Raw genomic sequence first — 20,879 nt, forward strand, 5'->3', positions numbered from 1 at the left:
GGTACGGGGTCGATTGTAGTGTTTTTCTGCTGCGGATTTGCACGTTTTGGTCGCACTCTGGGCAGCTGATCGTCCATCGGCGGGAATTCGGGGATTTGCCCTTCTCTCCGGGGGAGTGGCGACTATAATCGGCAGCCAACTTTTCCTGCAGATGTTTCCCGTTTCATCATGACTACTCAGGCTTGCGCCGCATTGCGTTATCCCAAGGGATGGTTCGCCCTCACGACTGTCTACAGTTTTACCGGGCTGGCCATTCTGGCTTCCATCGTCTTCTCCCTGCTGCTGTTTCTCTCCATCGACGAAAACCCCCTGATGAAGTGGCTGTTCGGCGGGCTGGCCATCATCTTCGAGCTGGGCAAGTTCTACGTCTGGTACGAGTACGGCGAGTGCAAGGCGAGGCGGGATCTGGGCGGCGCCTTCTGGTCGCTGCTGTTCTACAGCGTGCTGGCCGCCATCTCCATCGGGGGCAGTATCGGCGGCATCAACAGCGCCACCAACACCATCCTGAGCCAGCAGGCGCGTCACGAGCGGGAGATAGCCCGTTTCGACGAGCAGATAGCCAGCATAGAGCGGCAGATCCAGCTCAACGAAGAGGCGGCCCGCAAATACATCGAGATGGCGCGTATCTCGAGCGGCGTCAGCGGTCTGCAGCAGGCCAACACCAAGCTCAGGCTGCGTCAGGACGAGCTGCGCCAGGAGCGGGACGCCAAGCCGCTAGGGGAGCAGTCCTCCATGCTGGGGCTGATGAGCAGTCTGGCGGACGGGGTGGGCATGAGCATCGGCCAGGTGCAGTTCCTGCTGGTCTGCTTCCTGTCTATCCTGCTCGATGCGTTTGGTGCCTTTTTCGTCAGCCTGATCGGTGAGGAGAACCGCTTCCGCCGTCAATGGATGTGGCAACGAGAGAAGGCGCAAGCCGAGGCCCGGGTCGCAGCGCCGACCCCGGAGCCGTCAGCGTTCAGCAGACCCGTGCCCGAGCCAGCCGTGGTCGCCCAGGTGCGCGGCGCGCTGGAGAGCGGCGAGCTCAAATGCAGCAAACGCAAGGTGGCAGAGGCATTGTCACTGTCTCTGGAGGAGGTGGACCGGGTGTTCCAGCATCTGCTGGCGCAGGGCGTGCTGGGGCAGGGCAGCAATCGTCACTACCATCTTCGTGCCGAGCAGGGATGAATCCGGCTCAGTCGAACCAGATCAGATCCTCATAGGGCTGCTGTCTGAGGGAAGCGAGCCGGCTATCCAGGTTGCCTGCATGGATTTCCAGCCGGTGCCCGTCGGGATCCAGAAGATAGAGTGAATCCCCTTCGCTGCTGTTCTTCTTCCACTCCACGACGCCCGCCGCGCGCAGACGGGCGCAGAAGGCTGGAAACTGTTCAGGCGAGATGCCAAACGCGACATGGCTGTAATCTCTGGCCGGTTGGGGGGGATCGCAGGAGAGACAGAGCCAGAGATCGCCGAGGGTGAGATAGGCTCCCCGTGCCCATCTCACCCTGGGGCGACATCCCAGCAAGTCGACATAAAAGGCAACGCTGCTGTCGAGATCGCCGGTTGCCAGCGTGAGATGGTTCAGTCCATGCAGCATCTTCTCTTCTTCCCCCTTGTCCCCGAACCCTAGTGAGTGAGCACCATCATCAGGCTGAGGAAGGCGGCCAGCCCGCCGCCGATGCCGATGATCCAGTAAAAGCCCTTGGCCCCCTGTTTGAGCGGGATGCGGAAGTAGAGCAGAAACGCCCACCACCCCAGGGCCAGCAACAGAGGAATAAGAAACATTCGAGCCATGGTGTCCTCGCTGTTATTCTGTTGACCCTTGATCAATCAACAGGATGGATTGTGCAATGACGCAGCTACAGATTACCGCATTCGGCGACCCCTCGGTACTCAGGCTCAACCCTTCCCTGGACAAGGTGCCCGCGGAGGGAGAGGTCCGGGTGCGCATCTGCTTTGCGGGGGTCAACCCCATCGATGCCAAGACCCGGGCCGGTCTCGGCTGGGCGGCCGCCCAGAACAAGGACAACCTGCCCTGGACGCCGGGCTATGACGTGGCCGGTGTGGTGGAAAAGGTGGGGCCCGGCGTGACCTCTCTGGCCGAGGGGGAACTGGTGTGCGGCATGGTGGGCTTTCCCCTCGCCGCCGGTGCATATGCCGAATCCGTGGTGGCCCGCGAGGAGGAGCTGGTCAAGCTCGATGGGGTGAGCCTCAGGCAGGGAGCGGCCCTGCCGCTGGCGGGACTCACCGCCTGGCAGGGGCTGCTGGAGCACGGTGGCTTGCAGTCGGGGCAACGGGTACTGATCCTGGCCGGTGCCGGTGGCGTCGGCCATCTGGCGGTGCAGTTTGCCGCCGCCTATGGTGCCCACGTGGTTGCCACGGCAAGCGGCGACAATCACAGCTTCCTTCATAGTCTCGGGGCGAGCCGGATGGTGGATTACCACCAGGCCGGGTGGTGCACCGAGGCGATCACCGATGGTCCGTTCGATCTGGTGCTGGATCTGGTGGGGGGCGAGAGCGGCAAGGCGGCGCTGGCCTGCGTCAAGCCGGGCGGCCGTCTGGTGACGGTACCCACCATCACGGCCCAGCAGATCAAGGACGCGGGGGCCGAGCTCGGTGTCGAGGTTGTCGGCATGCTGGTCCATCCCGATCGAACGCAGCTGACCCAGATGCTGACGCTGCTTCGCCAGGGGGAAGTGAAGATCACCGTCTCCGGTGAATACACGCTGGCAGAAGGGGCGCTGGCCCATCAGGCCATCGAGCAGGGCCATGTGCGCGGCAAGCTGTTGCTGCGCATGTCCGCCGCAGACGGTCAGCCCGGATGATAGACTTCACCGGGATGGGGCTGGGAGGGCTGTTTCTGAGCGCCTTCACCTCCGCCACCCTGTTGCCCGGCAGCTCGGAAGTGCTGCTGGGGGCCATGGCGGTCAAGGGGGAGTGGAGCATGACCAGCCTGCTTTTCTGGGCGACGCTGGGCAATACCCTGGGTTCCATGACCACCTGGTGGCTCGGCTGGCTCGCCACCCACAAGAAAAAACCGGAAGATTTTCAAGGCCGTGGGGAACAAAAAGCCCTTGGTTGGCTCAAACGTCATGGCCACTGGTGTCTGCTGCTTGCCTGGACGCCTGTGGTCGGCGATGGTCTCTGTCTGCTGGCTGGTTGGCTGCGCCTCTCCTTCTGGCGCTCCCTCATCTTGATCGGGCTCGGCAAATTGCTTCGTTATGCCCTGGTGTTTCTGCTGGCCAGTCAGATCTTCTAGCCTTTTTGTTACTCACGAGGTACCCGTGAACAAACTCATTCCATTAAGCATGCTGCTGGGCTTCTCCCTTCCCGTGCTGGCGGCCCCGACCCTGGTGTCCGAGCAGGTCAAACAAGAGGGCAAGCTCGGCATCCCCTACCAGATGTACAAGCTGGACAACGGTTTGACCGTGATCCTGGCTCCCGACCACTCCGATCCCCTGGTGCATCTGGATGTCACCTATCATGTCGGCTCCTCCCGGGAAACCGTGGGCAAGTCGGGCTTTGCCCACTTCTTCGAGCACATGATGTTCCAGGGCTCCAAGCACGTTGGTGATCAGGAACACATGCGGATCATCAACGAGGCGGGCGGTGACATGAACGGCACCACCAACAAGGACCGCACCAACTACTACGAAACCGTGCCGGCCAACCAGCTGGAGAAGGTGCTCTGGCTGGAGGCGGATCGCATGGGCTTCCTGCTCGATGCGGTGAGCCAGAAGAAGTTCGAGATCCAGCGCGCCACCGTCAAGAACGAACGGGCTCAGCGCATCGACAACCAGCCTTATGGCCTGGTGGGCGAGCGGGTGGCGGAGGCACTCTATCCGCGCACCCACCCCTACTCCTGGCAACCCATCGGTTATGTGGAGGATCTCGACCGGGTCGACGTCAACGACCTCAAGCAGTTCTTCCTGCGCTGGTACGGCCCCAACAATGCGACCCTGACCCTGGGCGGCGACTTTGATACCAAGCAGGCGCTGGCCTGGATTGAGCAGTACTTCGGTTCCATCCCGCGCGGTCCGGACGTGGCCGAACCGACGCCTCAGCCTGCCACCCTGCCGGCAACCCGCTACGTGACGCTGGAAGACAAGGTGCATCTACCGCTCCTGTATATCAGCTACCCGACCGTCTCCCTGGGTGACCCGCAGGAGCCGGCGCTGGACATCTTTGCCGATGTGCTGGGGGGCTCTGCCAGCTCCATGCTCTACCAGTCCCTGGTGAAAACCGGCAAGGCCATCGAGGCGGGTGCCTCCCACTCCTGCGAAGAGCTGGCCTGTACCCTGACGGTCTATGCCTACCCCAATCCGGCGGCGGATGGCAGCCTCAAGACCCTCAAGGGCGAGGTGGACAAGGTGATCGGCGAGTTCGCCCAGCGCGGCATCAAGCCCGCGGATCTGGAGAAGGCCATCAGCAGCTATCGCGCGTCCGCCATCTGGGGACTCGACAGTATCGAGGGCAAGGTCAGCCAGCTTGCCATGGGGCAGGTGCTGGCCCGGGATCCCGACTATGTGTTCAAGAATCTGGATGCCATCGCCCGGGTCAAGGGGTCTGACGTCAAGGCTGCCTACGACAAGTTCATCCAGAACAAGCCTGCCGTGGTGCTGAGCGTGGTGCCCAAGGGCAAGAGCGACTGGCAGGCCGCGACCCCGAACTTCACTCCCGCCAAGCGGGAGTTGCCGGATTACAGCAAGCATGACAAGGTGCTGGCCGAGCGGCCGGTGAAAGATGACTTCGATCGCAGCGTGCAGCCCAAGGCGGCCGATGCGGTGAGCGTCAAGGTGCCCGCCATCTGGCGTGGCAAGCTCGACAAGGGGATAGAGATCATCGGCACCCACAGCGACGAGATCCCGGCCGTCTCCATCATGATCGCCCTGCCGGGTGGCATCCGGGCCGAAGGCAAGGGAGAGCTGGGGCTGGCGAGTCTTACCGCCGCCATGCTGGAGCAGGGGACGACGCGCCTCTCCGAGGCCGAGCTGAGCGACGAGCTGCAAAAACTCGGCGCCAGCATCAGCGTCTCCAGCGCCCAGTACAACAACCTCATCACCATCAGCAGTCTGGCGGACAAGCTGCCCGAAACCCTGGCGCTGGTGCGGGAAGTGCTGCTGCAACCCGGCCTGCGGGAAGCGGACTTCGAGCGGCTCAAGACCCAGATGCTGCAAGGCATGAAACAGAGCGAGCAGCAACCCGAGTGGCTGGCGGGTCAGGCGTTCCGCGAACTGGTCTATGGCAAGCAGAACCGCCTCGGCCAACCCTCTGACGGGGTGCTGGCGGACGTGGAGAAGCTGACCCTGGCGGATGTGAAGCGCTTCTATGAGGCCTATTACAATCCGACCAATGCCAAGGTGGTGGTGACAGGTGATGTGACCGCCCAGCAGGTGGAATCCGGTCTCGCTTTCCTGACCCAGTGGCAGGGGGCCGCCCCGACCCTGGGGGATCTCAAGCCCGGGGGAGAGCAGGCCAAGCCAGGCATCTATCTGGTGGACAAGCCGGGGGCCCCCCAGTCGGTGATCCGCATCGGTCGCCGCGCCATGGCGTTTGACACCACGGGAGACTATTTCATCGCCAACCTGATGAACTTCAACCTGGGTGGTAACTTCAACAGCCGCATCAACCTCAACCTGCGGGAAGACAAGGGCTACACCTATGGTGCCAGCTCGGGTTTCCAGGCCAACCGCGAGGCGGGTGTCTTCGCGACCGGCGCCAACGTGCGCACCGATGCGACCGTGGATGCCATCCGCCAGTTCCTCAAGGAGATGGACGGCTACCGCAAGAGCGGGCCGACCCCGGTGGAGCTGGCCTACATGCGCAGCGCCGTCTCCCAGCAGGATGCGCTCTCCTACGAGACCCTGGGGCAGAAGGCTGGCTTCCTGCTGCAGATGATCATGTACGACCTGAAGCCGGACTATGTGCAGGCCCAGAACAACCTGATCAAAACAGTGTCACCCGAGACGCTGAAGGCCAGTGCAGCCCGCTGGCTGGATCCGGCCGAGATGGTGATTGTGGTGGTGGGAGACAAGCAAAAGCTTGAAAAACCCCTGAGTGAGCTTCATCTTCCCATCTATCCACTGCAACTGCCCTGAGGGGCGTCGCAACAATAAGTGCCGCCCCGGGTGGGGCGGCCACACATGAGCCGTGAATATGACTACTACTAGCTTGTCGCTCACCGAGTTGCTGGCTGCGCTGGGCACCCCGGAACGGGTGACCGCCCTCAAGGGGATCCGGCGCGGGATCGAGCGCGAATGTCTGCGCATCACCCCCGAAGGGACCCTGGCCCAGACCGATCACCCCAGAAGCCTGGGGTCGGCCCTGACCCATGCCAACATCACCACCGATTACTCCGAGAGCCTGCTGGAGTTCATCACGCCGGCCACCGACTCCATCGAGAGCCTGATCGAGCAGCTCGGCGACATTCACCGCCACACCATTCATCATCTGGGAGAGGAGCGGATCTGGCCCCTCTCCATGCCCTGCTTCGTCGGTGACGAGGAGAGCATCCGCCTGGCCCAGTACGGCAGCTCCAACATCGGGCGGATGAAGACCCTCTATCGCCAGGGGCTGAAGAACCGCTACGGCAGCCTGATGCAGGTGATCGCCGGGGTGCACTTCAACTTCTCCATGCCGGACAGCTTCTGGTGCGAGTGGCAGGATCTGGTGGGAGAGGGCTGCTGCAGCCAGCGCTTCATCTCCGACAAGTACATGGGGCTTATTCGCAACGTCTACCGCTTCGGCTGGCTGGTGCCCTATCTGTTCGGCGCGTCTCCTGCCATCTGCGACTCCTTCCTCAAGGGGCGCAAGAGCAGCCTGCCGTTCCAGAAGACCGGCAAGGGCACTCTTTACCTGCCCTATGCCACGGCTCTGCGCCTGTCCGATCTCGGTTACACCAACAGCGCCCAGGCGGGGCTCAAGATCAGTCATGACAGCCTGCCCGCCTATGTGAGCAGTCTGCGCCGGGCCATCAATACCCATGATCCCGACTTCGCCAGGATAGGGGTCAAGGTAAACGGCGAGTACCGCCAGCTCAACGACAACGTGCTGCAGCTGGAGAACGAGCTCTACGCGCCGATCCGCCCCAAGCGCACCCCCCGCAGCGGCGAGAAGCCCTCGGATGCGCTGGAGCAGCGCGGCATCGAATACATCGAGCTGCGCACGGTGGACGTCAATCCCTTTACCCCGTTCGGTATCGAGGTGGATCAGATCCGCTTCTTCGATCTCTTCCTGGTCTGGTGCCTGTTGCGCCCGTCCCCCGAGCTCTCGGATGACGAGGTTGCCCGCAACCGCCGCAACCAGAACAAGGTGGTGCTGGAGGGGCGTCGCCCCGGCCTGACGCTTGAAGATGAGCGGGGCAATGCCATCGGCCTCAAGGAGTACGGCCTCAAGCTGTTCGACGAGCTGGCCGAGGTCGCAGCGCTGCTGGATCGCTGCTGCGGTCGCAACCGCTATCGCGAGACGCTGGCGATGCACCGTGAGAAGTTGCTCGACCCCGAGCAGACCTACTCCGCCCGCCTGCTCAAGCAGTTGCTTTCAAGCGGCCAGGACAACGGCTGCTTCGGCGATGCGCTGGCGAGCCGCTACCGGGAAGAGATGCTGGCCGGCGAGCTGCAATACTGGGACGAGGCCTACTTTGCCGGCGAGGCGCGGGACTCCCTGGCCAAGCAGCGGGAGCGGGAACGCAGTGACAGTCTGTCGTTCGACGACTTCCTGGCTGACTATTTCGGTACCCGCCAGACCACGGTCTGAGGATGCCGCCAGGATGACGAAAGCCGCTCCCGGGAGCGGCTTTTTCATGGGCGCCCGGCGGTGGCCTGGCATAAAAAAACGGCCCGTTCGGGCCGTTTTACATGGGGTGGTTCACCGGTCAGAGGATGAGACCACCGAAGAAGAAGCCGAGCGCCACAGCCATGGCGATGGTGGCCACACCCGGGATGAAGAAGGGGTGGTTGAACACGGCCTTGCCGATGCGGGTGGAGCCAGTGTCGTCCATCTCGACCGCGGCCAGCAGGGTCGGGTAGGTCGGCAGCACGAACAGGGCGCTCACGGCGGCGAAGGAGGCGATGGCCGCCAGCGGGCTGACACCCAGTGCCAGGGCGGCAGGCATCAGGGCCTTGGTGGTGGCACCTTGCGAGTAGAGCAGCATGGAGGAGAAGAACAGCACCACGGCCAGCAGCCAGCTGTATTGGCTCAGCAGATCGCCGGCGAACGCCTGGATCTCCACCATGTTGCCCTTCACGAAGACGTTGCCCAGCCAGGCTACGCCCAGCACGCAGATACAGGCGGACATACCGGACTTGAAGGTCGGCATGTTGGTGATCTGGGCCGCGTCCAGTTTGCAGAACAGGACCATCAGGGTGGCGGCGGAGAGCATGATGCCCATGATGGCGCCATCGCGGGGGATCGGCGGATTGCTGATGAGGCCGACATTGCCGGAGATGGCGGTGGCATAGGCCATCACGGCCACGATGGAGGCGACGAAGATGCCGACGGAGAGCTTGGCATAAGGCTTGATCTCAACCTGGCTGGTACCGCGCAGCTTGATGAGTCCCTTGGCTTTGCGCTCCAGATAGACTTCGTCCTGATCCAGCGGCTTGCCCAGCAGGTTGGCGATGAAGGCCCCCAGCAGACAGGCGATGAAGCTGGACGGGATGCAGATGGCCAGCAGGGTCAGGTAGTCGACGCCAAGCGGCTCCAGCATGCCGGAGAAGGCGACCACGGCCGCCGAGATGGGGGAGGCGGTGATGGCAATCTGGGAGGCAACGACCGCGATGGAGAGCGGACGGGAGGGGCGAATGCCCTGCTCCTTGGCCACTTCGGCGATCACCGGCAGGGTGGAGAAGGCGGTGTGACCGGTACCGGCCAGCATGGTCATCAGGTAGGTGACGACCGGCGCGGCGAAGGTGATGTGCTTGGGATTCTTGCGCAGGGCTTTTTCGGCCAGGTGCACCAGATAATCCATCCCGCCGGCCAGCTGCATACAGGCGATGGCGCAGATGACGGACGCGATGATCATGATCACGTCCCACGGGAGATAGGTCACCAGCTGATCGCTCGGGATGGGCATGCCCAGCCCCCAAGTCAGTACCAGTACCCCCAGACCACCGGCAAAGCCGATACCTATGCTGCCTATCCGGGCCCCCAGATAAATAGCGGCGAGCACGACAAGTAACTCGATTCCAATCATAGCGAACACTCCATTTTCCAGTTTTTTTAGGTTTTATTAGGCTGAAAAGCCAATTCCCGATGGGGCTGTGGAGAGACCGCTCGGGAATTGACTTTAAATGGGCCGGGATAACCCCGGCCCATCTGCTCGCTTATACGGTGGCTTCGCGGGTGTAACGCTTGGCTTTGTATTGCGGGTTCATCAGGTTCTCGATGGAGAGGATCTCGTCCAGCTGTTCGGCGGTCAGCAGGCCGCGTTCCAGCACGACTTCGCGGACGTTCTTGCCGGTTTGGGCACAGATCTTGCCGACGATGTCGCCTTCATGGTGACCGATGAAGGGGTTCAGGTAGGTCACGATGCCGATGGAGTTCAGCACGTGGTTCATGCAGATGTCCGGGTTGGCGGTGATGCCTTCCACGCACTTCTCGCGCAGGGAGATGCAGGCTTTTTCCATCAGGCTCAGGGATTCGAACATGGCCTGACCGATCACCGGCTCCATGACGTTCAGCTGCAGCTGACCGGCCTCGGCGGCGAAGGTGATGGTGACGTCGTTGCCGAATACCTTGAAGCAGGACTGGTTGACCACTTCCGGAATGACCGGGTTGACCTTGGCCGGCATGATGGAGGAGCCAGCCTGCATTTCCGGCAGGTTGATCTCTTTGAGCGCGGTGCGCGGGCCGGAGGAGAGCAGACGCAGGTCATTACAGATCTTGGAGAGCTTCATGGCCAGACGCTTGACCGCACCGTGCAGCATCACATAGGCGCCGCAGTCGGAGGTCGCTTCGATGAGGTCCTCTGCCGGCACGTAGGCACGACCGGTGATCTCGGCCAGACGCTTGATGGCAAGACCTGAGTACTCGGGCGGAGTGTTCAGACCGGTACCGATGGCGGTGGCGCCCAGGTTCACTTCCAGCAGCAGCTCCTGGCAACGCTTGATGGATTTGATCTCTTCACGCAGGGTGACGGCGAAGGCGTGGAACTCCTGACCCAGGGTCATGGGCACGGCGTCCTGCAACTGGGTACGGCCCATTTTCAGGATATGTTTGAATTCCTTGGCTTTGACATCGAAGGCGGCGATGAGGGCTTCCAGAGCGTGCAGGGTGGTGTCGGTGCTGTTGACCACGGCCACGCGGAAACCGGTGGGGTAGGCATCGTTGGTGGACTGGCACTTGTTGACGTGATCGTTGGGGTTGATGACGTCGTAGCGACCCTTTTCAAGTCCCATCAGCTCGAGGGCGATATTGGCCAGCACTTCGTTGGTGTTCATGTTGACGGAGGTACCGGCGCCGCCCTGATAGACATCGACCGGGAACTGATCGAAGCACTTGCCGGTGTTCAGCATCAGGTCGCAGGCTTCGACAATCTTGTCTGCGATCTCGGGACGGATGGTGCCCAGCTCACCGTTGGCCAGTGCAGCCGCCTTCTTGGTCAGGACCATGCCACGAACAAACTCGGGAACGTCAGAAATCTTCTGAGTGCTGATCTTGAAGTTTTCAACAGCGCGCAGGGTGTGCACGCCGTAGTAGAGGTCGTTGGAAACTTCTTTGGTGCCCAGCAGGTCTTCTTCAATGCGGACGTTCTTGATGTCGCTCATTGTTATGCCTCAGAAATCAAATAAATGGAAACGATCCTCACCGAGTGGTCGCGATTTCCCTACGCACATTTCATCCTGAAGCACCACACATCGGGTGGGGCAGTTGGGAGCCAGTTGCTCCCTGTGCAATGACTGGTGTTGATGTTACCCCAATTGAGGTATCCGATATTAGACCTGGATCACTAAATTTGAGGCAACCTCAAATTTCTTATGGTCATTAAACAGATATTGCAATCGGGCGATTAACTTTGACAGAACAACCACCTCAATCCCAGTTGGGCAGACAAATATTTATCCGTATTCCGGGGCCTGCGGCAGGAGAGGCTTGAAAAATGATCAACCAGCCCCATGTTAATGTCAGAAGACCTGAACCCGGCGCGTCAGCATCAGCATCAGCGATGTGCGGCTGCCGACCGGACACCCCGGGTCCATTCATTCATCGCTCCGAGGTTGCTATGGGCAAGTTGTTACTGTTGTTGGTCGGGCTGGTATTGCTGGAGCTCACCGTCATGATCAAGGTGGGCTCCGTGATCGGGGCCTTGCCGACCGTTGGCTTGCTGGTGCTGACCGCCGTGCTGGGATCGTCGCTGGTGCGCAGCGAGGGGATCAAGACCCTGCTCACTGCCCAGCAGAAGATGCAGCTGGGGGAGATGCCCGGCCGCGAGGTGATGGGGGGCATGATGCTGGCGCTGGCGGGCTTGCTGCTGATTATCCCGGGATTTGTGAGCGATATTGTCGGCATCCTGCTGCTGCAGCCCTGGCTGCGCAACATGCTGGCCGACAAGCTGATTGGCAGCAATCAGTTCAGGATGCAGATGGGGGGCTTCCAGGCTCGCCAGCAGCCGTTCGAGCCGGGTCCCGGCGATGACAGGCCCGGACAATCCCCGCGAGGGGGTGGCAACACCATCGAAGGGGAGTTCGAACGCAAAGAGTAATCGCGAGCCTCGGGCTGTGCCGTCAGGATCTCCCCTGATGGCACAGCCGCTCGAATCTGTGGCGGGCATACCCCCATGCCAGCAATCCGGCGGCCAGGTTCGCCAGCAGCATCCCCAGATAGATCCCCTGTTCTCCCCCCAGTTTTGCCCCCAGCCAGGCCCCCGGCAGCAAGAAGACAAACAGTCTGATGCCGTTTATCAGCAGTGACACCGCCGATGCCCTGACGCCGTTGAGCGCCGATGCCAGCAGCATCACCATGCCCTGAAAACCGTAGCCAATGGGGACCAGATGCAGATAGAGCACGATGAGTCGCACCACTTGCGGATGATCGCTGAACAGATCGGCGATGAAGGGGGCGAGAAGCCAGGTCAGCGCGTAGACCCCAAGCTGAAACAGCAGGGCGAAGCGCATGCAGAGCAGCAGGGCGGCCTTGGCTCGGGCCGGATTCCCGGCGCCGCAGTTCTGCGAGATGAAGGGAGCCAGCACGGAGGAGAGCGCCATCATCACGATGAGCAGCAAGGCCTCGACCCGGGATGCCGCGCCGTAGGCGGCGACCACCTCGGTTCCCAGCCCGGCGAAAATGATCATCAACACGGCGTTGGCCAGTGGGTTGAGCATGTTGGTAAACGATGCGGGCACCGCCACATGGAGCAGGGCGCGCCAGTGGGCCAGCAACTGCGGGCGCGGGGAGAGGCGCCAGCGCAGCAGGCCCTCGCGGTGGCGCAATATATAGAGGCTGACCAGCATGGCCATCAGCCAGGAGAGGGAAGTGGCGATGGCGGCTCCCCGAATGCCCCACTCGGGGAAGGGGCCCGGCCCGAAGATGAGCAGAGGATCCAGCACGCCGTTGACCAGACCGGCGACCCCCATCACCAGACTGGGGGTCTTGGTATCCCCCGTCGTCCGGATGGCCGCATTGCCGACCATGGGCACGACCAGCATGGGGACGGTCAGATACCAGATGAGCATGTAGTCGTGGATGAGGGAGATGAGCTCGGCGCTGGCCCCCAGCAGGGTGAACAGAGGGGTAATGGTCAATGCCCCCAGCCCGGCGAGCAGACTCACCAGGATGACGGCAAGGAACAGACAGTCTGTGGTGATGCGGGCTGCCTCGTCATGGCGACCCTGCCCCAGGGCATGACCGAGCAGGGCGCACAGGCCCGCCCCCAGCCCCATGGTCAGGGAGGTGACGACAAAGGTGACCGGGAAGGTGAAACTGATGGCGGCCAGCGCCTGGGTACCCAGCATGCCGATAAAGAAGGTATCGACCAGGTTGAAGGCCAGGATGGCGATGATGCCCAGGATCATGGGGCCCGTCATGCGCAGCAGCATGGGTGTCATGGGGGCGGTCAGCATGGGATTGGGTCGGCTCAAGGCAGAGTCTCTAGGTGCTTTGGGCCTGAATGCTGGCCGTCTCCATCCGCCTTCCTGATTGGGGATGGGTGATCCATCGAAGGTATTCATAGTACGTGAAAATATTTTTTTTGTATTTGCCCTTGAAGGGCTAGCCCTGTTGCCCCAGATCAGGGACATGACAAATTTGGCCGATTGCGGCCATTCCTCAAGCAACACAGAGACTCATTTTGGGAGAGTTATCGATGAAAATTCGTCCACTGCACGACCGCGTCATCATCAAGCGCATCGAAGCTGAAGCCAAATCCGCTGGCGGCATCGTCTTGACTGGCACTGCGGCCCAGAAGTCCACCCGTGGTGAAGTTCTTGCCGTGGGGACTGGTCGAATTCTGGACAATGGGGATGTCAAAGCACTGGCCGTCAAGGTGGGTGACAAGGTGATCTTCAACGAAGGCTACGGCGTGAAGACCGAAAAGCTGGATGGCCAGGACGTACTGATCCTGTCCGAGACCGACATCCTGGCGATTGTCGAAGAGTAATCACCCTCCCTCTTTTCCCGAATTGATTTAAGGATTGAAGAACATGGCAGCTAAAGAAGTTAAGTTTGGCAACGAAGCTCGCATCAAAATGCTGGAAGGCGTCAACATCCTGGCCGATGCCGTCAAGGTGACCCTGGGCCCGAAAGGCCGCAACGTGGTGCTGGACAAGTCCTTCGGCGCCCCGACCATCACCAAGGATGGCGTCTCCGTTGCCCGTGAAATCGAACTGGAAGACAAGTTCCAGAACATGGGTGCCCAGATGGTCAAGGAAGTCGCTTCCAAGGCCAATGATGCCGCCGGTGACGGTACCACCACTGCCACCGTACTGGCTCAAGCCATCGTCAACGAAGGCCTGAAGGCCGTTGCCGCCGGCATGAATCCCATGGATCTGAAGCGTGGTATCGACAAGGCCGTTGTGGCTGCCGTTGCCGAGCTGCAAGCTCTGTCCACCCCCTGCGCCGACAACAATGCCATCGCCCAGGTAGGCACCATCTCCGCCAACTCCGACGAGAAGGTCGGCAAGCTGATTGCCGAAGCCATGGACAAGGTCGGTCGTGACGGCGTCATCACCGTGGAAGACGGTCAGGGCCTGGACGACGAGCTGGCGGTGGTAGAAGGCATGCAGTTCGACCGCGGCTACCTCTCCCCTTACTTCGTGAACAAACCGGAAACCGGCTCCGTCGAACTGGATGACCCCTTCATCCTGCTGGTGGACAAGAAAGTCTCCAACATCCGCGAAATGCTGCCGGTGCTGGAAGGTGTGGCCAAGGCGGGCAAACCGCTGATCATCGTGGCCGAAGACGTGGAAGGCGAAGCGCTGGCGACTCTGGTGGTCAACACCATGCGTGGCATCGTGAAAGTGGCCGCCGTCAAGGCGCCGGGCTTCGGTGATCGCCGCAAGGCCATGCTGCAGGATATCGCCATCCTGACCGGTGGTACCGTGATCTCCGAAGAAGTGGGCATGGAGCTGGAAAAAGCGACCCTGGAAGATCTGGGCCGTGCCAAGCGCATCGTCATCACCAAAGAGAACACCACCATCATCGATGGCGTGGGTGATGCTGCCCTGATCGAAAGCCGCGTGGCCCAGATCCGTCAGCAGATCGAAGAGACCTCTTCCGATTACGACCGTGAGAAGCTGCAAGAGCGCGTGGCCAAGCTGGCCGGCGGTGTTGCCGTGATCAAGGTGGGTGCTGCCACTGAAGTTGAAATGAAAGAGAAGAAAGCCCGTGTTGACGATGCCCTGCACGCCACTCGCGCAGCCGTGGAAGAAGGCGTGGTTGCCGGTGGTGGTGTAGCGCTGGTGCGCGTTGCTGCCAAGCTGGCCTCCCTGCGTGGTGACAACGAAGACCAGAACGTCGGTATCAAGGTTGCCCTGCGCGCCATGGAAGCCCCGCTGCGTCAAATCGTCATCAACGCCGGCGAAGAAGCCTCCGTCATCGCCAATGCCGTGAAGAACGGTGAAGGCAACTACGGTTACAACGCCTACACCGAACAGTACGGCGACATGCTGGCCATGGGTATCCTGGATCCGACCAAGGTAACCCGTTCTGCCCTGCAGTTCGCCTCGTCCGTCGCCGGCCTGATGATCACCACAGAGTGCATGATCTCCGAGCTGCCGAAGAAAGATGCACCTGCCATGCCTGATATGGGTGGCATGGGCGGTATGGGTATGATGTAATCCCGTCAAGTCATCAAACGGCTCGCTTTTGCGGGCCGTTTTTTTTAGTGCTACTAAGCTGAAGTTGTTGATAGTGAAATGATCTGAGGTGAACATGCGATACTTAGGGCTTCTCCCGTTACTCCTTTTCCTGGCCTTGCCGGGCATGGCGCTGGCGACACCGCAGGGGCCGGTCATTCTCAGGGTGACGGGGAATCTGGACCCTGCCGATCCGGCAGATGGAGAGGTGCTGTTCGATATGGCCATGATCCAGGCGCTGCCGCAGCATGAGGTGGTGACGAGCAATCCCTGGGTGGACAAACCGCACAAATACGTGGGGCCGAAACTGGCGGACGTGCTGACTGAGGTAAAGGCCAACGGCAAGAGCATCACGCTCACCGCCCTGAACAGTTTCCAGATCCGGATCAACTGGGATAAGGTCAAGCAATACGATCCTATCCTGGCCTGGCAGGATGACGGGATGACCATGCGGGTACGTGACAAGGGGCCGCTCTGGTTTATCCTGCCACTGGATCAGCATCCCGAACTCAGGCGTTCCGAGTTCACCGACATGATGATCTGGCAACTGAGTGCGATCGACATTCAGCAGTAAAAACGGTGGTTTACGGGAGTACTGGGTGAAAGCGAAGACCAGGGCCTGGCCCTTACTCGGCGTTCTTTATCTATCCATTCTGTTGTTCACGGGTAGCACCCTCTATTGCCTGGTGCAGATACAAAATGCGACCCGGGTGATGGAGAAGTACACCTATGACGTCTCCTGGGCATTGATGCAGTTGCAGCTCGAGCTGGGCCGCTTTCTCAATGCCGTCGAGATTTACCACTATGGCGGCATAGACCAGGAAGCCCTGCTGCTCCGCTATGACATTCTCTGGAGTCGTACCCCCATCCTCCTGAGCGGCCAATTGAGAAAAAGCCTCGCGGACAATCCGAAGACGCTGCGGCTGGTGAAACTGACCGAAAGCAGTATCCGCAAGCTGGAGCCTGATTTGGTCAGGCTCAAACCGGGGACGCCGGATTACCAGCAAGTCATGATGACACTGGCGCCCTTGCAGGAACCCCTCTCTTACTCTCTTGCTTCCGTCATGCAGAACAATATCAACGTCTATACGGGCAACGACGCGCGTTTTGGCCAGTTGCGCAATGCCCTGCTGTTCATGGTGTCGGGGCTGGTGGTGTCCGTCATTCTGCTCAGCGGCCTGCTGGTGCGAGAAGCCAGGCGCCATTTCAGGACCGCTAGGATCGATCCCCTCACCGGGCTCGCCAACCGGCTGGCGCTGCTGGAAAAGATGGATGCCTATGTCACCCGTGACACCTCCTTCGGACTGGTGCTGGTCGACATCAACGACTTTCGTGATATCAACAGCAAGTTTGGCTACAACACAGGGGACCTCCTGTTGCAAGAGGTGGCAAAGCGGTTGCGCGCCCTGTGCGAAAACGGGGAGTGGGTGGCGCGTTTGGGGGGAGATCAGCTTGCCATGCTGCAACGGGAGGGGAGCGATCTTCGCCAGGTCAGGGAGCTCGTGGCCAGAGTACTCCACTCCATCAAGCAAGACATCATCATCGACAACTACCCTTTTCGGCTTGAGGTTGGTATCGGTATCGCCTTCTTCCCGACCGACAGCAACCAGACCCAGGAGTTGCTCAGCCGGGCGGAGCAGGCCCTCTCTCACAGCCGCAAGACCCATGTTCCCTATGTCATCTATGACAGTTCCCTGCTCAACGAGACGGCCAGGCGCAAGCATCTTGCTTCCGACATGGTGATGGCACTGGAGCACAATGCGCTCGAGCTCTATTACCAGCCCATCGTCAATCTGGAAAGTGGCCGCTGTGAAGCCGTGGAGGCGCTGCTGCGCTGGCGCCATCCCGAGCTTGGCTTTATCCCGCCCAACGAGGTGATCCAAGTGGCGGAAGAGTTTCAGCTGGCTGAGAAACTGGGTGGTTGGGTATTGAATACCGCATGTGAGCAACTGCATCAGTGGCAGCACCTGGGTTTGGTGGACTTGCAGATGTGCGTGAACATCTCCCCGGGCATGTACCAGCGCAACCTGCTGAAGCTGGTGGCCAGAGCGCTGATGGAGCACCATATTCCCGCGTCCAGCCTGGTGCTGGAGGTGACGGAAGACACCACCATGCGCGAGGTCAAGAACTCGCTGCAGTTGATGCAGGATCTCAGCCAGCAGGGGGTACATCTGGCCCTTGACGACTTCGGCACCGGCTACTCCTCCCTCAGCTATCTGCAGAAGCTGCCGGTGAGCAAGGTGAAGATAGACAGGTCCTTCATTCAGGGTATCGACACCTCTATCGAGGCGGCCGAACTGGTCGCCAACATCTGCCGTATGGGCTCCATGCTTGGCAAGAAACTGGTATGTGAAGGGATCGAGACCCAGGGGCAGCTCGATGTGCTGCGCTCATTGACCGACATACATCTGTATGGGCAGGGATATCTGTTCAGTCGCCCGGAGCATGCTGAAAAGGCCTATCAGACATTGCTGGAGATGGAAGAGCGCTGGTTGGCCCGGCGCTCGCCGGACAAGGCATATCTGCGTTGAACGATATGGCTCATGTCTCACCGGGCCCGGCCGATAGTCTCTTGGCAGGAGGTACACAATGGATATTTCTAGTTCTGCAAATGCGTCGTTCGGTTCTGCACTGATGGTGGCCAGCCTGGCCAAAAAGCAGCAGACCCAGGAAGGCGAATCCGCACTGAAACTGCTGGAAACAGCAGCGCAATCCGCTCCGGCTGCGCCGACATCGGCCAGCGCTTCCCTCGGAAGCAAGATCGATATCCGCGTCTGAGCGATAAAAAAGCCCCCATCTCTCGATGGGGGCTTTCTTTTTATTGGGCTGTTACCTGTCAGGCTCAGACCGGGAAAGGGGCCGGTGCCTCGAAGGTCATCCGCTCGCCGCTGCGGGGGTGGCTGATGGTCAGGCTGGCCGCATGAAGATAAAGGTGCGGTGCAGCCGCCAGCGCATCCGGGTTGGCGTAGAGGTTGTCGCCGAGGATGGGGTGACCCAGCTCCAGCATGTGTACCCGCAACTGATGGGAGCGACCGGTAATCGGGGTCAGCTTGATCAGGCTGTTGCCGTTCTCCACCTTCAGTTTCTGCCACAGGGTGAGGGCATGACGCCCCTCCTCAAAATCCACCTTCTGCTTCGGCCGGTTGGGCCAGTCGACGCAGAGCGGCAGATCCACTTCACCCGCATCCAGCACCGGTTCACCCCACACCCAGGCGAGGTAGTGCTTCTCGGTCTCACGCTCTCGGAATTGCCGGCTCAGCTCCCGGTGGGAGTTGGGGGTGAGCGGGATCACCAGCACGCCGGTAGTCGCCATGTCGAGGCGATGGGCAGCCGCCGCTTTGGGGTGCTGCTGCTTGACCCGATGGAGCACGCTGTCTTCATTCTCGGGGCCGCGCCCGGGGACGCTCAGCAGGCCAGTGGGCTTGTTGACTACCATGATGTCCTTGTCCTTGAACAGGATATCGAGCCAGGGTTCCAGGGGCGGGGAGTATACAAACATAGCGTCTCGCATCTTGGGTCAAAGCGGGGGCAAGCCCCCATCAGTTATGGGTAACCACGATAAAAAGTGCATGGCATCCAGCCTGAGTTGGGTCTGGTCGTTAGCAACCAGATGATGCCTGCACCGTTTTATCAGTTATGGGTAACCACAATAAAGCGGATGGCATCCAGCTTGAGTTGGGTCTGGTCGATCAGGTGGTGCAATTCTGCCTGCAAATTGCGCAGATAATCCAGTTCGCTGTCGCGCACATTCGGGTTGACCGCCTTGAGTGCCTCCAGCCTGTCCAGATCCTGTTGCAGGGTCTGCGCCATCTGGGCACGGGCCTTGTCGACAATCCCGGCTTTCAGTTCGTTGGCAATGACCTCGCCCTTGCCAATCAGGCCGTGGATCACCGGCTGGGATGCAGTCACCAGCTTGCTGCCAAGGTGGCGGTTGACCGGTGTCAGCTGGCGGTTGAAGGCATCAAACGCCACTTTCTCGCCCAGATTCTGGCCGTTCTTGTCCATCAGCAGACGGATCGGCGTCGGCGGCATGAAGCGGTAGAGCTGGGGATGAGCCGCGGACTCGGCAACGAAGATCAGCTCAAGCAGGATGGAGCCGACCGGCAGCGCCTTGTTCTTGAGCAGTGCGACCGAGGTGGCACCGATCTCGGAACCCAGGATCAGGTCGATACCGCCGCGCATCATGGGGTGATCCCAGGAGAGCAGCGCCATGTCATCCCGTGACAGCGCGGTGTTGCGATCGAAGGTGATGGTCATGCCGTCTTGCGGCAGGCCCGGGAAGCTCGGCACCAGCATGTGATCCCCGGGAGTCAGCACCAGCGCATTTTCACCACGATCATCTTGGTTGACGCCGATCTCGTCGAACATCTTGAGGGCGAAGGAGATCATGCCGGTGTCGTCATCTTCGGCGGCGAGCTTGTCGACCAGTTGCTGGGCGGCTGTGCTACCGCTGGAGTGGATCTCCAGCAGGCGATCGCGACCCTGTTCCAGCCGGGCCTTGAGCGGTTCGTGCAGTTCGCGGGTCTTGACCAGCAGGGCGTCGAGGGTGCCCTGCTCGCCGGTGTTGGCGGCCAGCAGCTCGAACAGCTCGTCACGCACCGCTTCGAACACCGGGCGGGCCGTCGGGCAGGTCTGCTCGAATGCATCCAGACCATCGTGATACCAGAGCTGCAGGGCGCGCTGGGCAGTCCCTTCCAGATAGGGGACGTGGATCTCGACGGTATTCTGCTGACCGATACGGTCCAGTCGGCCGATACGCTGTTCCAGCAAATCCGGGTTGAGTGGCAGATCGAACAGCACCAGATGGCTGGCAAACTGGAAGTTGCGACCTTCTGAGCCGATCTCGGAGCAGAGCAGCACCTGAGCTCCCCCCTCTTGCTGGGCGAAATAGGCGGAGGCCTTGTCCCGCTCGAGGATCGACATCCCTTCGTGGAACACGGCGCCACGGATCCCTTCACGGGTGCGCAGCGCCTCCTCCAGCGCGATGGCGGTGGCTGCTTCGGAGCAGATCACCAGCACCTTCTGCTGACGGGCTGAGAGGAGCAGTTCCAGCAACCATTCGACGCGCGGGTCGAACTGGGTCCAGGTAGCGTTGTCGCCTTCGAACTGCTGGAAGATCTTCTCGGGATAGAGGTAGCGCAGGGCACGGGTCTGCAGATCGCCGCCATTGCCACCCATCATACCCATCACCTTGATGGCGGTCTTGTACTGCTCCGGCAGCGGCATGGGGTAGACGTTGAGATGACGCTCGGGGAAGCCTTGAATATTGGCGCGGCTGTTGCGGAACAGGACGCGGCCGGTGCCGTGTTGATCCAGCAGCTTGGCGACCGCCTGTTGACGGGCGGCGGCATCGCCGAGATCCAGACCGGTCAGTTGATCGGCCAGGATGGCTTTGGCGTTTTCGCTCAGGGTCTCGCCATCCAGCAGCTCTTGCGCGGCGCTGGCAACCTGACCGTAGGCCTGCTCCTCGGCGAGGAAGGCGTCGTAGTCGTAGAAACGCTCGGGGTCGAGCAGGCGCAGACGGGCAAAGTGGCTCTGGTGGCCCAGCTGATCCGGGGTGGCGGTCAGCAGCAGCACGCCCGGCACCTGTTCGGCCAGTGCTTCCACCATTTC

Annotated in this window: 18 protein-coding genes (1 of these 18 cut by a window edge); 11 read left to right on the forward strand and 7 right to left on the reverse strand. The window is 61.0% G+C overall.

Annotated elements, in window-relative coordinates:
• Nucleotides 1–168: 168 nt before the first annotated feature.
• Nucleotides 169–1,164, forward strand: a complete 996-nt coding sequence (locus tag ACPW74_RS00745; protein ID WP_210600321.1) for a Preprotein translocase subunit SecY — start codon at nt 169–171, stop codon at nt 1,162–1,164.
• A 7-nt stretch (nt 1,165–1,171) separates the two neighbouring features.
• Here the strand turns inward: ACPW74_RS00745 and fos are convergent, their stop codons facing one another.
• Nucleotides 1,172–1,573 carry a fosfomycin resistance glutathione transferase gene (gene fos / locus ACPW74_RS00750; protein WP_279981135.1) on the reverse strand — a complete coding sequence of 134 codons (402 nt, stop codon included), beginning with the start codon at nt 1,571–1,573 and terminating at the stop codon, nt 1,172–1,174.
• A 29-nt stretch (nt 1,574–1,602) separates the two neighbouring features.
• Nucleotides 1,603–1,770 (reverse strand): hypothetical protein, encoded by a 168-nt coding sequence (locus ACPW74_RS00755; RefSeq protein ID WP_005308905.1) that lies wholly within the window; start codon nt 1,768–1,770, stop codon nt 1,603–1,605.
• Nucleotides 1,771–1,826: 56 nt separating this feature from the next.
• On the opposite strand from ACPW74_RS00755, the gene ACPW74_RS00760 reads away from it, so the two are divergent.
• From ACPW74_RS00760 to gshA, 4 genes are read left to right on the forward strand one after another with little or no spacing between them, the layout of a single operon-like run.
• The gene (locus tag ACPW74_RS00760) at nt 1,827–2,801 is read left to right on the forward strand and encodes an NADP-dependent oxidoreductase (RefSeq protein WP_069784680.1); all 975 of its coding nucleotides are present in this window, start codon (nt 1,827–1,829) and stop codon (nt 2,799–2,801) included.
• Nucleotides 2,798–3,235 carry a YqaA family protein gene (locus ACPW74_RS00765; protein WP_029313803.1) on the forward strand — a complete coding sequence of 146 codons (438 nt, stop codon included), beginning with the start codon at nt 2,798–2,800 and terminating at the stop codon, nt 3,233–3,235. The genes ACPW74_RS00760 and ACPW74_RS00765 overlap by 4 nt, the downstream gene beginning before the upstream one ends.
• A gap of 25 nt (nt 3,236–3,260) precedes the next feature.
• Nucleotides 3,261–6,074, forward strand: coding sequence for a M16 family metallopeptidase (locus ACPW74_RS00770; protein ID WP_425858515.1), 2,814 nt, complete (start codon nt 3,261–3,263; stop codon nt 6,072–6,074).
• Between the two features lie 58 nt (nt 6,075–6,132).
• Entirely contained in the window at nt 6,133–7,731 is a 1,599-nt protein-coding gene (gshA, locus tag ACPW74_RS00775) for a glutamate--cysteine ligase (RefSeq protein WP_279981137.1), read from the forward strand.
• A 118-nt stretch (nt 7,732–7,849) separates the two neighbouring features.
• Here the strand turns inward: gshA and ACPW74_RS00780 are convergent, their stop codons facing one another.
• The gene (locus tag ACPW74_RS00780; RefSeq protein WP_010673132.1) at nt 7,850–9,169 is read right to left on the reverse strand and encodes an anaerobic C4-dicarboxylate transporter; all 1,320 of its coding nucleotides are present in this window, start codon (nt 9,167–9,169) and stop codon (nt 7,850–7,852) included.
• Nucleotides 9,170–9,299: 130 nt separating this feature from the next.
• Nucleotides 9,300–10,742 carry an aspartate ammonia-lyase gene (gene aspA / locus ACPW74_RS00785; protein ID WP_010673133.1) on the reverse strand — a complete coding sequence of 481 codons (1,443 nt, stop codon included), beginning with the start codon at nt 10,740–10,742 and terminating at the stop codon, nt 9,300–9,302.
• A 455-nt stretch (nt 10,743–11,197) separates the two neighbouring features.
• Here aspA and ACPW74_RS00790 point away from each other — a divergent pair, with 455 nt between their 5' ends.
• Nucleotides 11,198–11,677: an FxsA family protein gene (locus ACPW74_RS00790; protein ID WP_039040009.1), complete on the forward strand. Its 480-nt coding sequence runs from the start codon at nt 11,198–11,200 to the stop codon at nt 11,675–11,677.
• Between the two features lie 22 nt (nt 11,678–11,699).
• On the opposite strand, the gene ACPW74_RS00795 is transcribed toward ACPW74_RS00790, so the two are convergent.
• Nucleotides 11,700–13,034: an MATE family efflux transporter gene (locus ACPW74_RS00795; protein ID WP_232091065.1), complete on the reverse strand. Its 1,335-nt coding sequence runs from the start codon at nt 13,032–13,034 to the stop codon at nt 11,700–11,702.
• A gap of 242 nt (nt 13,035–13,276) precedes the next feature.
• Here ACPW74_RS00795 and ACPW74_RS00800 point away from each other — a divergent pair, with 242 nt between their 5' ends.
• From ACPW74_RS00800 to ACPW74_RS00820, 5 genes are all read left to right on the forward strand, one after another.
• On the forward strand, nt 13,277–13,570 hold the full coding sequence (locus ACPW74_RS00800; RefSeq protein WP_005309514.1) for a co-chaperone GroES: 294 nt from the start codon (nt 13,277–13,279) through the stop codon (nt 13,568–13,570).
• A 43-nt stretch (nt 13,571–13,613) separates the two neighbouring features.
• The gene (gene groL / locus ACPW74_RS00805) at nt 13,614–15,248 is read left to right on the forward strand and encodes a chaperonin GroEL (protein WP_010673136.1); all 1,635 of its coding nucleotides are present in this window, start codon (nt 13,614–13,616) and stop codon (nt 15,246–15,248) included.
• 94 nt (nt 15,249–15,342) lie between these two features.
• Nucleotides 15,343–15,840 carry a molybdopterin-binding oxidoreductase gene (locus ACPW74_RS00810; protein ID WP_162726575.1) on the forward strand — a complete coding sequence of 166 codons (498 nt, stop codon included), beginning with the start codon at nt 15,343–15,345 and terminating at the stop codon, nt 15,838–15,840.
• Between the two features lie 25 nt (nt 15,841–15,865).
• Nucleotides 15,866–17,797, forward strand: coding sequence for a putative bifunctional diguanylate cyclase/phosphodiesterase (locus ACPW74_RS00815; protein ID WP_029313817.1), 1,932 nt, complete (start codon nt 15,866–15,868; stop codon nt 17,795–17,797).
• Nucleotides 17,798–17,855: 58 nt separating this feature from the next.
• Nucleotides 17,856–18,044 carry a hypothetical protein gene (locus ACPW74_RS00820; RefSeq protein WP_010673139.1) on the forward strand — a complete coding sequence of 63 codons (189 nt, stop codon included), beginning with the start codon at nt 17,856–17,858 and terminating at the stop codon, nt 18,042–18,044.
• A gap of 64 nt (nt 18,045–18,108) precedes the next feature.
• Here ACPW74_RS00820 and rluA read toward each other — a convergent pair whose 3' ends face one another.
• Both rluA and rapA read right to left on the reverse strand, forming a co-directional pair.
• Nucleotides 18,109–18,765, reverse strand: coding sequence for a bifunctional tRNA pseudouridine(32) synthase/23S rRNA pseudouridine(746) synthase RluA (rluA, locus tag ACPW74_RS00825; protein ID WP_109112877.1), 657 nt, complete (start codon nt 18,763–18,765; stop codon nt 18,109–18,111).
• 131 nt (nt 18,766–18,896) lie between these two features.
• On the reverse strand, nt 18,897–20,879 hold the 3' portion of the coding sequence (gene rapA, locus ACPW74_RS00830; RefSeq protein ID WP_119196996.1) for an RNA polymerase-associated protein RapA. The gene runs 885 nt beyond the window's last position; only the last 1,983 of its 2,868 coding nucleotides appear in the window; the start codon falls outside the window, past its right edge; it ends in the stop codon at nt 18,897–18,899.

It is taken from the genome of Aeromonas sp. INTO2, assembly GCF_049860605.1.
Lineage (GTDB): Bacteria > Pseudomonadota > Gammaproteobacteria > Enterobacterales > Aeromonadaceae > Aeromonas > Aeromonas caviae.